At 67.3% G+C, this 14,410-nt stretch carries 15 protein-coding genes and 1 riboswitch; of the genes, 6 read left to right on the top strand and 9 right to left on the bottom strand.

The annotated features are described in order from the left end of the window. Positions 1-97 precede the first annotated feature (97 nt). Positions 98-211: riboswitch (SAM riboswitch) on the bottom strand. A 102-nt stretch (positions 212-313) separates the two neighbouring features. From FHR04_RS16815 to FHR04_RS16825, 3 genes are all read right to left on the bottom strand, one after another. Then, on the bottom strand, positions 314-697 hold the full coding sequence (locus tag FHR04_RS16815; RefSeq protein ID WP_139404403.1) for a Fur family transcriptional regulator: 384 nt from the start codon (positions 695-697) through the stop codon (positions 314-316). A 111-nt stretch (positions 698-808) separates the two neighbouring features. Next, a complete protein-coding gene (locus tag FHR04_RS16820; protein WP_139404404.1) occupies positions 809-1,555 on the bottom strand; it encodes a hypothetical protein in 747 nt (248 codons plus the stop codon). Then, complete coding sequence (locus FHR04_RS16825; RefSeq protein ID WP_139404405.1) at positions 1,555-2,541, bottom strand: phage holin family protein; 987 nt, start codon at positions 2,539-2,541, stop codon at positions 1,555-1,557. Before FHR04_RS16825 ends, FHR04_RS16820 begins: the two co-directional genes overlap by 1 nt. A gap of 70 nt (positions 2,542-2,611) precedes the next feature. Between FHR04_RS16825 and FHR04_RS16830 the strand changes: the two genes are divergently transcribed. Together FHR04_RS16830 and FHR04_RS16835 are read left to right on the top strand one after the other, a co-directional pair. Then, positions 2,612-3,349 (top strand): class I SAM-dependent methyltransferase, encoded by a 738-nt coding sequence (locus FHR04_RS16830; protein WP_139404406.1) that lies wholly within the window; start codon positions 2,612-2,614, stop codon positions 3,347-3,349. Between the two features lie 114 nt (positions 3,350-3,463). Further along, positions 3,464-4,363, top strand: a complete 900-nt coding sequence (locus FHR04_RS16835) for a phytoene/squalene synthase family protein (RefSeq protein WP_039682363.1) — start codon at positions 3,464-3,466, stop codon at positions 4,361-4,363. 222 nt (positions 4,364-4,585) lie between these two features. Here FHR04_RS16835 and FHR04_RS16840 read toward each other — a convergent pair whose 3' ends face one another. Together FHR04_RS16840 and FHR04_RS16845 are read right to left on the bottom strand one after the other, a co-directional pair. Further along, entirely contained in the window at positions 4,586-6,148 is a 1,563-nt protein-coding gene (locus tag FHR04_RS16840; protein WP_039682365.1) for a bifunctional metallophosphatase/5'-nucleotidase, read from the bottom strand. Between the two features lie 137 nt (positions 6,149-6,285). Then, positions 6,286-6,690, bottom strand: a complete 405-nt coding sequence (locus FHR04_RS16845) for an Hsp20/alpha crystallin family protein (protein ID WP_039682367.1) — start codon at positions 6,688-6,690, stop codon at positions 6,286-6,288. A 55-nt stretch (positions 6,691-6,745) separates the two neighbouring features. Between FHR04_RS16845 and miaA the strand changes: the two genes are divergently transcribed. Further along, entirely contained in the window at positions 6,746-7,681 is a 936-nt protein-coding gene (gene miaA, locus FHR04_RS16850) for a tRNA (adenosine(37)-N6)-dimethylallyltransferase MiaA (RefSeq protein ID WP_139404407.1), read from the top strand. Between the two features lie 133 nt (positions 7,682-7,814). Beyond that, positions 7,815-9,056: a glucose-1-phosphate adenylyltransferase gene (gene glgC, locus FHR04_RS16855; RefSeq protein WP_039682372.1), complete on the top strand. Its 1,242-nt coding sequence runs from the start codon at positions 7,815-7,817 to the stop codon at positions 9,054-9,056. 232 nt (positions 9,057-9,288) lie between these two features. Here the strand turns inward: glgC and FHR04_RS16860 are convergent, their stop codons facing one another. The 3 genes from FHR04_RS16860 to FHR04_RS16870 all read right to left on the bottom strand — a co-directional run bounded on the left by FHR04_RS16860 (position 9,289) and on the right by FHR04_RS16870 (position 11,786). Continuing rightward, positions 9,289-9,963, bottom strand: coding sequence for a thymidine kinase (locus tag FHR04_RS16860; RefSeq protein ID WP_139404408.1), 675 nt, complete (start codon positions 9,961-9,963; stop codon positions 9,289-9,291). Positions 9,964-10,054: 91 nt separating this feature from the next. Next, positions 10,055-10,276: a 50S ribosomal protein L31 gene (gene rpmE, locus FHR04_RS16865; RefSeq protein ID WP_039682373.1), complete on the bottom strand. Its 222-nt coding sequence runs from the start codon at positions 10,274-10,276 to the stop codon at positions 10,055-10,057. A gap of 103 nt (positions 10,277-10,379) precedes the next feature. After that, positions 10,380-11,786 (bottom strand): TrkH family potassium uptake protein, encoded by a 1,407-nt coding sequence (locus tag FHR04_RS16870; RefSeq protein ID WP_139404409.1) that lies wholly within the window; start codon positions 11,784-11,786, stop codon positions 10,380-10,382. 103 nt (positions 11,787-11,889) lie between these two features. Between FHR04_RS16870 and FHR04_RS16875 the strand changes: the two genes are divergently transcribed. Together FHR04_RS16875 and FHR04_RS16880 are read left to right on the top strand one after the other, a co-directional pair. Next, positions 11,890-12,969, top strand: a complete 1,080-nt coding sequence (locus FHR04_RS16875) for a methyltransferase domain-containing protein (protein WP_139404410.1) — start codon at positions 11,890-11,892, stop codon at positions 12,967-12,969. A gap of 46 nt (positions 12,970-13,015) precedes the next feature. Further along, positions 13,016-14,017, top strand: coding sequence for a Gfo/Idh/MocA family protein (locus FHR04_RS16880; RefSeq protein ID WP_139404411.1), 1,002 nt, complete (start codon positions 13,016-13,018; stop codon positions 14,015-14,017). On the opposite strand, the gene FHR04_RS16885 is transcribed toward FHR04_RS16880, so the two are convergent. Next, complete coding sequence (locus FHR04_RS16885) at positions 14,014-14,298, bottom strand: DUF5063 domain-containing protein (protein ID WP_139404412.1); 285 nt, start codon at positions 14,296-14,298, stop codon at positions 14,014-14,016. The genes FHR04_RS16880 and FHR04_RS16885 overlap by 4 nt on opposite strands. Between the last annotated feature and the right edge of the window lie 112 nt (positions 14,299-14,410).

The raw sequence follows: 14,410 nt of genomic DNA on the forward strand, positions 1-14,410 counted from the left end.
CCACTGTAAAAACAGCGGCGCCCCCTCTCGTGTGGTGAAGAGAAGGGGCGAATATCGTCATCCGCGTCGGCCTTCCCGCTTGATCCCGCCCTTGCCGCGCTCATCGTTAAGCCGCGAATCTCAGGGGGGCTGGCCTTGGCACCGTGACGCGATGGGGTCCGGTTGCCGCGCCGTCAACGAGCCAGGTCTCTCGGGCGCTCTGAAGTGGGTGGTGCTTGGTGAAACAGACTCCACGCGGGAGCTGAAAAGAGGTTAGCGGGCCGCATCGGCCAGAGTCAAGGTGGGGTGCGTAGACAGGGCGGCAGATTCTGGCTCAGCCTGCCGCGCACTCCGGGCACTGGCCGTACAGCGTGACCTCATGCGCCTCCACCACGAAGCCGCCAGGGTAGACCGTGCCGCTGGGCAGCGTGACGGGGCAGGTGTGCAGCGTGAACACGCGTCCGCACTGATTGCAGGAAAAGTGATGGTGATGGCCCTTGCCCGCCGCCTCATAAAGGGTCTCGCCGTCCAGGGTGACTGGGTGGATCCGGCCCTGCTCGGTCAGCAATTTCAGCGTGCGGTACACGGTGGCGATGCCCAGCCCCGGCAGATCATCCTGCGCCCGCTCGAAGACCTCGGCCACCGCCAGCGGTCCCGGCGCGCGGCCCAGCACCTGGGCGATCACGTCGCGCTGGCGGGTGCTGCGGGTGCCGGTCATGGCACGGAGGCTAGCAGACCGGGTCAGGCCAGATCAAAAAACAGCCCACCATTGCGCGGTGGGCTGTGGTCAGTGCTGAGTCGGGTTTGACGGCATCAATGCGGGAGAGTATCAGCGCAGGTTGGGATTGCTCTTCTCGTCCGGGGCGATGGCGCTGCCCTGGGCCTTGGCCTCCACCACACTTTTAGGAGTGGGCACCACGCCAGGATGGTCATGACTGGCGGCCACGGGCGGCACGCTGCCTTCAGCGCTGGCCTGATCGTTGTAACTCTCTGCCTGTCCGGTGGGGGCGGGCTTCAGGAACGAGGCGGCGGCGCTGGACCCCGTGGACGCGGTGCCCATCGGCCTGGGTCCGCTGCCGGACGAGGTGACTGGAGCCTCACTTTTGCTCAGCGACGGCCCAGCCGAGGGTGCCGCACGCTCCATCGCCCGCGGCTGAGTGGCCCTGGTTTTGGGCTCCTCGCCGGCTTTTTCCAGCATGTTGTTGGCGATCTCTTCCAGCTTGGGAGCCAGCACCCGGTCCGACAGGGTCTTGACCGCCAGGGTGCCCAGGGTGGCGAGCAACGCGCCGCCCACCCCGCCGCCCTTCTGGGATTTCTGGGCCTTGACCAGTTCCTTCTGGTACTTGACGGGACTTCCGGCGTCCACGTAGATTTTTTTCGTGCGCTTAAACTGCGTGCCGATCAGCAGGCCCAGCACGGCGCCCACCGCAGACGCGCCGCCCAGCATCTTGACCGGCTCCTTCTGCATCTGCACCTGCAGGTTGGCGCGTTCGGCCAGCACGTCCAGGCTTTCTTTCAGGCGCTCGCGGGCCGCCTCACGCTCGGTCAGGTTGGACTTGAACTCGTGGTCGGCCATCAGACGTCACCCCCGCCTTTCTTGATGTCGTCCTGGTACGTGGGCGTGGTGCTCACGCTGATGCCAGGGGCGTCATCCAGCACCACGGGGTCTTGCAGCAGCGGATCTCGGTGGTGGCCGGCCGCCCTGTGGCCCGGCTCGGCGTGGTTGGCGCTGGGCACCTCGCCCTTGTCGAGCTTCTCGTTCAGCGAGCCGCCGTACATCCTGGCCGAGCCGTCCGGTTCACTCTCGTAGACCGGCACGGTGGAGGTGCCGCCTTCCACGCGCACGGTGGCCTGCTGGCCGTCGTCGCCGACGTAGCGGTTCTCGCCGCTGGCGTACAGGCCCGGATCGCGGGGCACCTCCACCGAGGTCCGGCTGGCCGGCTGCCGCGAATCCTGATCGGTGGCGCGGTCCGGGGCGCCCAGGCCAGGGCTGACGGTCCCGCCCGCCGGGCCACGCGGCGCATTGGTGGGCGAGACGACGACGGTGCGGGTGGGAGTGCCGGTGGGCACGCTGCCCTGCACAGGCGTGGTGTGCATCCCACTGGCCGGTGTGCCGGCAGTCTGGGCCTGGGCAGCGCGGCGTTCGCGGGCCGCCTTCTCGGCCTGTTCAGCCTGATACTGGGCTTCCAGGCGCTCGTCCTCGGTCATGGCATCAAAGCTCTTGGCGCGCGGCTCGTCGGTGTCCACTTCTGCCCCCAGTTTGCGGATGCCCAGCAGGATCATCACGCCGGTCACGACGAAGCTGAAGATGGCGATCAAGAGCGCGGCGGCCCAGGCGCCCAGCCCCAAACGCATCAGGCCGTAGAACACGAATAGGATCAGGAAGACCAGCGCCAGCACCAGCGGCCCGGTGGCGGCCAGCAGCAGGACCACGCCGACGCCCTTGGCCTTGGCAATGTCGCTGACTTTCCTGACCAGCGCGTTGATCTCGGATTTGACGAGGGTCACGCCCGCATCGAACACGTCGACGATGGCCCCTCCCATACTCTTGCGTTCTTCCATGCATTCCCTCCGGGGAGCGGCCCCACGCCCGAAGCAGCGTGAACGGACAGGCCAGATACTGCCCAGCATAATGACTTCTGTGACACAAAAGCCCCAGATGCAAGAAAACCTGAACCCTGTCCCGTCCGGACAGCCCGCGCTGAGCGTGGCCCAGCGCAGCAATACGCTGGAGCTGACGGCGCGCGGCTACGCCCTGTGGCGGGCCCGGTCCCTGGGGCTGCTCAGCGGCCGGCCTTTCAGCCTGGCGCGTGAGGCCCGGCTGTTCCGGGCGCTGTGCCGGCCGCACGCTGGCGAGCGCTGGCTGGACGCCGGCACCAGCGCGGGCTTCTACGCGGGCGTGCTGGCGAGCGCGGGCTGCCGGGTGCTGGCCGCCGATCTGAGCGCCGCCATGCTGCGCGAGGGCCAGCGGCGCGAGCCGAGTGCTCAGATCGACTGGGCGCTGCTGAACCTGGAAGACAGCGGCCTGCCGGACGGCAGTTTCGACGGTGTCACGGTGGGCGCCACCCTGAACGAGACCCATGATCCGGCGCGCTTTCTGCGTGAACTGGCCCGCGTGCTGCGCCCCGGCGGCCAGTTGTGGCTGATGTACGTGCCGCGCACCGGCGGACCCCTGCAAAGCCTGCTCTCGACAGCGGCGCTGGGCGGCCTGAACTTTCCCGATCCGGCCTGGGTGGCGCGGCAACTGCCCGAGCTGTCCCTGACCGACGGTCTGGGCGTCGGCGCGGTGCGGTTCGGGCGCTATGTCAAGGCAGACGCGGTCAAGACAGGGGCTGAGGGGGCGGGGGCGGCGCAACAGGGCCATCTGTAAAGGATTGATCTCGCCTTTGATGCCTCCCGGTCCACCCCACCGTCAGGAGTCTGTAAGAATGTGGGAGGTCTGGCCCGGCCGGACCCCCTAGACTCGGCCCCAAGGATTTTCCCCATGATCAACACGTCCCTGCCTCCCTCCCCGACTTCCGCTGCCCCGGTGCAGGCGGTGGCCCATTGCCGGGACGTGACGCGGGACCACAGCAAGACCTTCTTTCTGGGCTCGCGGCTGTTTCCGCTGCGGCAGCGGCAGGCGGTCTGGGCGGTGTACGCGGCCTGCCGCACCGGGGACGATATTGCCGACGAGTCCACCGCCGACAGCGTCGAGGCCGAACTCGACGTGTGGTGGACCCGGATTCAGGGGGCTTTTGCCGGGCGCCCCGGCCCCGATCCCGTGGACACGGCGCTGGCCTGGGCTGCCCGCACCTACCCGATTCCGCTGTCGGCCTTTGCCGAATTGCACGAGGGCCTGCGGATGGACCTGAACGGCCACGTCTACCACGACATGGAGGATCTGGCGCTGTACTGCCGCCGGGTGGCCGGCGTGATCGGATTCATGATCGCGCCGGTCAGCGGGTACAGCGGCGGCGAGCGCACCCTGCACCACGCCCTGATGCTGGGGCAGGCCATGCAACTGACCAACATCCTGCGCGACGTGGGCGAGGACCTGACGCGTGGGCGGGTCTACCTGCCCCAGACCCTGCTGGGGGAGTACGGCGTGAGCCGCGCCGACCTGGAGCGCGGCGTGGTTACGCCCGAGTACCGCGCCCTGATGGTTCACCTGTGTGCCCTGGCCCGCGACTGGTACGCCGAGGGCCGCGCCGGGATTCCCTGCCTGCACGGCAGCGCCCGGCTGGCCGTCGCCACCGCCGCCCGCGCCTACGAGGGCATTCTGGACGATCTGGAACGCGCCGACTACGACAACTTCAACCGCCGCGCCTATGTCAGCGGCACCCGCAAACTGCTGATGCTGCCCCGCGCGTGGTGGGAACTGCGCGGCGCGGTCAGTGGGTAAAACAAGCCCGACTTTGCACTGAAAATCCCCCTCCACCACGCCGGGCAGAGGGGGATTCTCATGGTTCGGGCTTTCAGGTCAGGCCTTATACGGATTCCGTTTGTTTCGTGTAGAAATCGGGACAGCTCCGATTTCCACACTCCACGTCCGGAACCCGTTTTTCTCCTGCTCGCTTCGCTCGGATTTCTAGGTGTTTTCAACACCTTTCAATCGGAGTCCGTATTACTTCGGCTCGTTTTCCACCACGATGCGGCCTTCCGGTTCAGCGGTCAGATCGGGGTGGGCCTTGAGGTAGTCCACCAGAATGTCCACGTCCAGCTTGCCGGTGTCCAGGCGCGGCGCCCCCTTGAACATGGTGAAGCCGTCGCCGCCGCCCGCCGTGAAGTTGTTGGTGGCGACCTTGTAGGTCTTGGCATCGTCCAGCGGCTGCCCGTTCAGGGTCACGGCGGTCACGCGGCTGCCGGCAGGTTTGCTCAGGTCGAAGGTGTAGCTCATGCCCTTGGAGACGTGCAGGAACTGGCCCTTGTTCTCGCTCCAGGTGGCGACGCCGTGTTCCAGGGCAGCGCGAATCTGGGCGCCGGTCAGGTCCAGCAGGCTCAGTGAGTTGCCGAAGGGCTGCACGGTGATGGCCTCGTCGAAGGTGATCGGGCCGGCGTCGATGCTGGCGCGCACGCCCCCGCCGTTGACCAGCGCCAGCTGTGCGCCTGCGGTCTGACCAGCGGCCAGCGCCGCGTCGGCCAGCACGTTCGCCATACCGCTCTCCCGCTTGCGCACCACTTCACGGCTGCCATTCAGGCCCTTGGGCGCGTTGCCCACGACCTGCTGACGCAGGCTGGCAATCGGCACCGTCAGGGTGGCGACCATGCGCTTGGCGGTGTCGTCCTCGGGGACATCGGCGGACACCGGAATGGGGTTGCCCTCCCACGACTGCACGGCCCCGGCGTCGTCGAACTTGACCTGAATGCGCCCTAGCACCTTGCCCCATTCCCAGGCCGCGACCAGCAGGGTTTTGTTGCCGTCGGGGTTGTTGACCACCGTGGGGTACGGCCCCTCGCTGGCGGGGAAGTCCTTGTTGTCGAAGGTGCCCAGCAGCGTGTGCGAGTGCCCGCCGACGATCACGTCGAGGCCGGACACGGTCTTGGCCACTTCCTGTTCCAGCGTGTAACCCAGGTGCGAAACCAGGAAGACCTTATTGATGCCCTGGGCCTTGATGGCGTCGGCGCTGGCCTGGATGCTCTTCATCACGTCCAGCATCTTGACGTTGTCGCCAGGGCTGCTGATCAGCGGCAGGTCCGGGGTCACCGCGCCGATCACGCCGACCTTCTCGCCGCCCACGTTCAGGATGGCGTAGGGCTTGATGCGGTCCTTGAGCAGCGGTTCGGCGCTGACATCGATGTTCGTCGCCAGCACCGGGAAGGTGGCCTTGTCCACGAACTTGGCCAGCGCCGCCGGGCCGTCGTCGAACTCGTGGTTGCCCACGGCCATCGCCTGATAGCCCTGGTAGTTCATGAACAGCACGTCGGCCAGCCCCTTGTAGACGTTGTAGAACAGCGTGCCCTGGAAGGTGTCGCCGCCCGACAGGATCAGCGGGTTGGTGTCCTCGGCGGCGTACTTCTTCATCAGCGTGGTCTGGCGGGCGTAGCCGCCGTACATGCCCTCGCCGATCTTGGTGGGCTCCAGGTGGCCGTGCAGGTCGTCGGTGTGCAGCACGGTGATGGTGATGGGTGCGGCGGACGCTGTGCCCAGCAGGGCAGCGCTCAGAAGGAGGGACCATGTGAATTTCATAAGGCGTCTATTTTAGCCTGAAAGCCCGCTGGGGGGGGCACGTTCTGGAGGTGTGGTTTTCAGCAGCGGGGTGGTGCCGGACCCCAGACCGGAAGCCAGGCTGACAGGGGTGTCGGTGGGCCTGCCGCCGGACCCGCCTAGTCGGGGCGGTGGGGCAGGTCCTGGACATCGGCGTGGACGTCGATGGTGGGGTGCTTCTTCTGGAAACGCACGGTCAGCACGCCGCCGGCCAGGTGGGCCTCGCCGGACTGCGGCAGCACCTCGCGCGGGAAGGCCAGCACGCGGCGGAAGACCCCCGCAGCGCGTTCGGCGCTCAGCAGACCCTCCGGCGCGCTGCGTTCGCCGGCCACGGTCAGCATGCCGCCTTCCTCGTGCATCTCCAGACGGTCAGGATTGATGCCCGGCACGTCCAGGTACAGGGTCAGGTGGGCGTCGCCGTCGGCCCAGTCGGCGGCGGGAACCCACGGCCCGGCAGAGAGGGTCTCCACCTCCTCGCGCAGGGTCATCAGGTGTTGCAGGCGGGCCAGGACCGGCTCATTCATGCGGCCCACGCTAGCACCCGCACCGCCGGCAAGACCAGCGCCTAAAGTGGGAGGGATGCCCCCGCTGCGCCCGCTCCGGATTCCCCTGCTGACCGCTCCCACCGCTGCCGGAAAATCGGCCCTGGCGCTGCAGGTGGCCCTGGACTCCGGCCTGGAGGTGGTCTCGGCGGACGCCTTCACGGTGTACCGGGGGCTGGACATCGGCACGGCCAAATCCACGCCCGCCGAACAGGAGGCCGTGCCCCACCACCTGCTGGACGTGGCCGAGGTGACCGAGCGCTACGACGTGGCCCGCTACGTGCAGGAGGGCGAGGCGGCCATCGCGGCCGTGCTCAGGCGCGGGCGCGTGCCGCTGGTGGTGGGCGGCACCACCTTCTACCTTTCGGCCCTGTTGCGCGGCCTGCCGCTGACCCCGCCCGCCGACCCGCAGGTGCGCGCCGCCGTGGAGACCGAACTGGCCGAGCGCGGGCTGGACGCCCTGCTGGCCGACATCGCCGCCCACGATCCGGCCGAGGCCGCCCGCATGGAGCGCAACCCCCGCCGGGTGGTGCGCGCCACCGAGGTTTTCCGCCGCACTGGGCAGTATCCCGGCTCGTTTGGCAGCCGTCCGCCTCGCTTCCAGTACGCCGTGACCGCCTTTACCCGTCCGGGTCCGGAACTGGAAGCGCGAATGAGGGGGCGCGTGGAGGCCATGTTCACTGCGGGCTGGGCGGAGGAGGCCGCGTGGCTGGCCGCCCGCCTGGACCCGGACACCCTGCCCCGGCCCACCGCGTGGCAGGCGCTGGGCTACCGCGAGGCGTGGGCGGTGTCAACTGGAAGCCTGGACGAGGCGGAGGCGACGGCGCGCATCGTGCTGGCCTCGCGGCAGTACGCCAAGCGGCAGCTCACGGCCATGCGGGGCCAGCTGGGTGCGCCGGTCCTCACGCCACCGGAGGCCACGCGGCAGCTGCGTGAGGCTGTCGGCGCCGCCCATAAGCTGAATGTTAATTAGATCAGGGCAGAAGCGTCCTGCCTGTCCCGCGTAGAGTGGGAGGCGAGATCAACGGCAGCTCAATCCCGTTCGGGAAGTTTTGGGGAAGGACCAGCCTTCTCGTCCCATCACGCATCTTGACAGGGGGTAAGACATGAAACCACGCGTACTAGGCATGATTCTGGCAGGCGGGCAAGGCTCGCGGCTGGCGCCGCTGACCCAGAAGCGGTCCAAGCCGGCCGTGCCGTTCGGCAGCAAGTACCGCATCATCGACTTTGCGATCAACAACTTCATCAACTCGGGGCTGTTCAGCATCTACGTGCTGACCCAGTACAAGGCCCAAAGCCTGACCGAGCACATCCAGCGCGGCTGGCGCTTCGGCACCTTCCTCAGCGACTACTTCATCACGCTGGTGCCAGCGCAGATGTACCGCATCGAGGAACTGGGGCCGGTGTGGTACCGCGGCACGGCGGACGCGGTCTACCAGAACCTGCACCTGCTGGACAACAACAAGGCCGACTACGTGGCGATCTTCTCGGGCGATCACATCTACAAGATGAACGTCGAGCACATGATCCAGACCCACATCGACACCCGCGCCGACATCACCATCGCCGCGTACCCGATGCCGCAGGAACAGGCCCACCAGTTCGGGATCATGCACGTCGACGAGAAGTGGAAGGTCACGGATTTCCTGGAAAAGCCCGCCAACCCGCCCAGCATTCCGGGGCAGCCCGGCACCAGCCTGACCAGTATGGGCAACTACATCTTCTCGCGCCGCGCCCTCGAAGAGCTGCTGGTGACCAGCATGGGCGACGGCGAGGACGGCTTCGACTTCGGCGGCGACGTGATCCCGCGCGCCCTGTCCGACGGCTACAACGTGATGGCCTACGACTTCCACAAGAACCCGATTCCCGGACAGACCGGCGCCAACCTGTACTGGCGGGACGTGGGTACGCTGGACGCCTATTTCGACGCCAACATGGATCTGGTCAGTGTGAATCCAGAATTCGGGCTGTACAACGCCGACTGGCCGCTGCGCACCAGCAGCGAGTTCTCGCCGCCCGCCAAGTTCGTCCACGAGAGCGAGGGCCGGAAGGGGCAGGCCTTCAACACCATCATGGCCGGGGGCACCATCATCAGCGGCGGCACCGTGCGCGACAGCGTGCTGGGGCGCGGCATCCACACCCACTCGTACTCGGTGGTCGAGAGCTGCGTGCTGTTCGACGAGGTGGAGGTGGGGCGCCACTCGCATCTGCGCCGGGCCATCGTGGACAAGGAGGTGGTGATTCCCCCCGGCACCAAGATCGGGCTGGACCCGGAAGAGGACCGCGCCCGCGGCTTTACCGTCACCGAGAGCGGCGTGGTGGTGGTGCCGAAGGGCTACACCTTCTAGAGCATTTGTCCGAATGGAAGCATCAGAAGTCTTTTTTCTGATGCTTCCATTCTCTCCTTCGGAGCTGAATCAGTCCCAACTGCTCGTTGAAATTCACTCCCTCTCTGCGAGCTGTGCCAGTTCGTTCGGTCAAAAGCAAACAGCACTTTTGACAAATGCTCTCGGACGTCAAAACCACGGCGCTCAAGAAGGGGAGAGGCGTCCATTCGGCCTCTCCCTTTCACGTCTGTGATTAAACCCCGGCGGCCCGCTCTTCACGCCATGACGGAGGCTCTGAGATGGGCTGTCCCAGCACCATGTGGTGCACCCGGCAGCGGGCCTCGTAGCTTTCCTGCGCGCCCACCAGCACCACCGGATCGTCGTAGCGGGCGGGCTGGCCGCCGATCAGGCGCTGCGAGCGGGTGGCCGGGGCGCCGCACACGGTGCAGATGGCCGTCAGCTTCTCCACGCTCTCGGCGCGGGCCAGCAGCTGGGGCATGGGGCCGAACGGCTCGGCGCGGAAATCCAGGTCCAGTCCGGCCATGATCACCCGCACGCCCGCGTCGGCCAGTTCCAGGGCCAGGGTGACCACCTCCGCGCCGAAGAACTGCACCTCGTCAATGCCTACCACGTCGGGCAGCGGCGGCCTCTGTGTGCCTGCTTCCGCCCCCAGCAGGCGGTCCTCGCCGGACAGGTGGGCGCGGATGTCGGCCACGCTCCGCACCGCCAGCGCCTGCACGCTGCGCCCCGCGTGGCTGGCGACGGCGGACGCGTGGTAGCGGTCATCCAGTGCGGGCTTGAAGACCAGCACGTTCTGTCTGGCGATCAGCGAGCGGGTGATGCGGCGGATCAGCTCCTCGCTCTTGCCGCTGAACATGGGACCGACGATCACTTCGAGGTGGCCGCCGTGGAAAGGAGATCTAAGCACGCCCGGAGTATGTCAAACCCCGGCGTGCTGCGGCGTGGGCCAAAGAAACGCGCCCCACCACAGGGGCAGGGCGCGTTGCGAAGCGTCGGGCTTACTTCTTCTTGGCGGTGCGGTAGCTGTCGCCGAAGCGCTTGTTGAACTTGTCCACGCGGCCTTCGGTGTCCAGGAAGCGTTCCTCGCCGGTCCAGAAGGGGTGAACGCCGCTCCAGACATCGACGTGGATCTCGGGGCGGGTGCTCATGGTCTCCATGATGACCTTGCCCTGGTAAATGATCTTGGTGGGAACCGCTTTGGGATGGATGTCTTTTTTCATGTGCGTGCCTCCTCCGCCACGTCACTTGTGCGTAGCGGGCAACCGCAACACTATACACCTGTCTGGGCCAGATTGGGAAGGTGGGTCAGGCTGATGCGCCGGCTCAGCCGATCAGGATGTCGTGTTCCTGCGGGTAGCGCACCAGCGTTCTGGAATCCGGACGGCTGAAGGCCACCGCGAAGGTCAGCGGCCCGATGCGGCCCAGGAACATCAGGAAGATCAGCACGACTTCCTGATCCGCGTTCAGCAGCGGCGTGGCGTTCATGCTCAGGCCCACGGTGGCGAAGGCGCTGACCGTCTCGAAGAACAGCTGCACGAACTTCACCTCCGGGTTGGTGTTCAGCAGCAGCATCAGCAGGAAGCCCAGGTTGACCAGCCCCAGGCTCAGCAGGCCCACGGTCATGGCCCGCAGGATCGTGGTGGTGCCGATGCGCCGCCGGAACAGCGTGGTGTCGTGTCGCCCGCGCACCATGCCCCACGCGGAGGCCATCATCACGTAGAAGGTGGTGGTCTTGATGCCGCCCCCCGTGGAGCCGGGATTGGCCCCGATGAACATCAGCAGGATGGTCACGAAGATGGTGCCGTAGTGCATGGTGCTGTAGTCCAGCGTGTTGAAGCCGGCGGTGCGCGGCGTGACGCCCTGGAACCACGCGGCCAGCAGCTTGTCGCCGAGTGGCAGCGTGCCCAGCGTGGCCGGATTGGTCCATTCCAGCAGCGCGAAACTGAGGGTGCCGATCAGCAGCAGCGCCGCCATCATGACGAGGGACAGCTTGCTGTTGGCGTTCAGGCGGTTGCGGCGGCGGTGCCTGAGGTAGGCCAGCACGTTCAGCTGCACCAGAAAGCCCATGCCGCCCAGCACGATCAGCAGCGGAATCACCAGATTGATCACCGGGTTGGTGACGAAGCCGGTCAGGCCGGTGGCGTACAGGCTGAAGCCCGCGTTGTTGAAGGCGCTGACCGCGTGGAACAGCGAGAAGTACAGGCCCCGCCCCAGGCCTTCTTCCGGCACGAACACGCTGGAGAGCAGCACGGTGCCGGCCAGTTCCACCAGCACCGAACTCAGCACGATGGTCCGCACCAGCTTGACCACCCCGCCCAGTTCCAGGGTGTTGAGCTGCTGCGCCACCTGAATGCGGTCCGAGATGCCCACCCGCCGCCGCACGGCGATGGCAAACAGCGTGCCCAGCGTAATCAGGCCCAGTCCGCCGATCTGAATCAGCAGCAGCATGACCACCTCGCCGAAGGTGCTGAAGGTGCTGCCCACGTCCACCACCCCCAGCCCGGTCACGCACACTGCGCTGGTCGCCATGAACAGCGCCTGAATGGGCCGCAGGCTCTGCCCCGGCTCCAGGCTGATCGGCAGCAGCAGCAGCCCGGCCCCCACCACGATGGCGAGGGCAAAGGTCAGGGCGATCAGTTGTGGCGGGCGCAGCCGTGAAAGCCACGGCTTGCGCCGCGGCCCGGTGGGCGGATTCGGAAAACGCGGGTCAGGGGCGGGGGGCCGGGTCATAAACGCGGCCCGGATTGTACGCCTGTTGATTGGGGGTGTGGGGCGGCTGGGCTGGGCGGCCTGCCCCTCCTGCCACCCCGCCTGGGGGCTATACTGCCCTGCTATGCCTCGCCCCCCACGTCCAGACCGTTTTCAACCCGCCGGGAAGAGGAAAAGTCGCCCGAAGGTCGACCACCGCGCCCGACAGCCCGCCCACGAGTACGAGCTGGAGGTGCTGCCGGGCCTGGAACACGTCGCGGCCACCGAGCTGGGAACCGTGCCGCTGGCCCGCGACATCCGCGGCCTGCGCTTCTGGTTTCCCGGCGATCCCGAACGCCTGACCCGCCTGCGCTCGGCGCTGGCGGTGTACCGCGTCCGCACCTGGGACGTGCCGCGCCCGCGCGGGCTGCTGGGCCACCAGCAACTGGGCGAGCTGACCGAGTTTCTGCGCGGCGTGCTGGCGGTGGGCGGGCAGACCTCGTTCCGGCTGGGCGCGGCCGGCAAGGAATCGGCGGTGATGCAGCGGCTGGCCGAGGAACTGGAGACCGCGCTGGGGCTGTCCCACCGCCCCGAGGACGGTCAGTTGCTGATCCGCCTGCGACCCGAAGCTGACGGCCCCGGCTGGGAGGTGCTGGCCCGCACCACGCCCAGGCCGCTGAGCGCGCGGCCCTGGCGAGTGTGCAACATGCACGGCGGCCTGAACGCCACGCTGGCCTACGCCACCCACAAGCTGGCCGGGCAGCGCGACGTGGACCGCATCTTCAACCCGATGTGCGGCAGCGGCACTTTGCTGATCGAGCGCGACCTGCTGGGGCCGAGCGACGCGCTGGTGGGCGTGGACATCGAGCAATCATCAGTGGACTGCGCCAGGACGAATATTCAGGCCGCCGGGCGCGACATCGAGGTGGCCCGCATCGACGCGCTGCACACCGACCTGCCGGCCCGCTCCTTCGATCTGATTGTGGCGGACCTGCCCTGGGGCGACGCTATCGGCACGCACGGCGGGAACTCTGCGCTGTATCCGGCCTTCTTGCAGGAGATGCACCGGCTGCTGAGCCGTCAGGGCCGCATGGCCGTGATCACCCACGAGATCCGGCTGTTCGAGGGCCTGCTGACCGGTTCGGCCCAGTGGAACGCCCGCGAACTGCTGCAGGTGGCGAGCGGTGGGCATAACCCCAAGGTCTACCTGCTGAACCGACGCTGACGCCTCTTCCCGGCCTGCGCCGTCCGCCAACGCTGTACCCTGCCCCATGTCAACTTCTGAAGGGTCATCGGTGGGTCTGCGCTGGGGGCTGCTGGGCGCGGCACGCATCGCGCGGGCGCTGATTCCGGCCATCCGGGCCGCCGGGGGCGAGGTGGTGGCGCTGGGCGTGCGCGACGCGGCGTCCGAACGAGCGCGGGCCTTCTCCGACGAGTGGGGGGTGCCGCTGGTGGGGGGCTATCAGGACGTGCTGGACGCCGAGCTGGACGCGGTGTACAACCCGCTGCCCAACGATCTGCACCGGCCGTGGTCCCTGGCAGCCCTGCGTGCGGGCAAGCACGTGCTGACCGAGAAGCCGCTGGTGCTGAACGCTGCCGAAGCGCGCGAACTGGCCGACGTGGCGCAGGCGACGGGCCGGGTGTTATTGGAGGCCTTCGCGTACCGCTTTCACCCCCACATTGCACGGTTGCGTGAGCTGGTGCAGGCCGGCGAACTGGGCGAACTGCGGGCGGTGCGCGCGGCCTTCGGCTTCACCCTGGACAATCCCGACGACTTCCGCTGGGAGGCCGACAAGGGGGGCGGCGCGCTGTTTGACGTGGGCACGTACCCCGTGAACCTGATTCGCCTGCTGCTGGGCGAACCCACCGCCGCCGTCGCCCGCGCCCGCTGGACGCCGGGGGGCGTGGATCTGGGCCTCAGCGGGGTGCTGGAGTACCCTGCAGCGCTGGCGAGCGTGGACTGTGCCTTCGACTGGGGCGATCAGCCCAGCCAGCGCCTGACCCTGCTGGGCACGCGCGGCACGCTGGACATGAACGGCGTGTACAACAGCAACACCCAGTCGCCCGTTTCGTTCACCGTCACCACCGCCGCAGGGGTCCGCGAGGAGGAATTCCCGCCCTTCAACGCCTACGCGGCGATGGTGGACCACTTTCAGCGGGCCGCGCTGGGCGAGGAAGCCGCCCTGTACCCGCCCGAGGACAGCGTGAGGCACGCGCGGGTGCTGGACGCACTGTTCGCGGCGGCGCTGACGGGGGAGCGGGTGGAGGTTTAGTTCTGTCCGGTGTCCGGATCAGCGGGAACCATGAAATCAAGATGGCGGATCAGATCGTCAACGTGATAGCCCCAGTGTGTATCTGCGGTAAATCGCAGCCATGACAGGCTTTCAGCCTTATCTATCTGGGCAAGGTGAATCGCTGCACTCAAGTCCCTGACAAGATCGGTGAGGTCATCTAGATCATCGCCCACGTCTGTGGTGTCCTCGTGTATCTCCATCAAGAGACTTGTGGCATCGTAGAAACCCAATTCAGGCCACTGAGGCTCTGTACCGGACATCTTAGCTTCAAGCCGCTCCTGATGCGTGAAACGGCGTGCTCAGTAGCCTGACCAACTCAGGTAACTCGGGCAGGTTCCACCGCAGCGCATGGCACAGCTGTTCCGCGCCATA

It is taken from the genome of Deinococcus radiopugnans ATCC 19172, assembly GCF_006335125.1.
GTDB lineage: Bacteria > Deinococcota > Deinococci > Deinococcales > Deinococcaceae > Deinococcus > Deinococcus radiopugnans.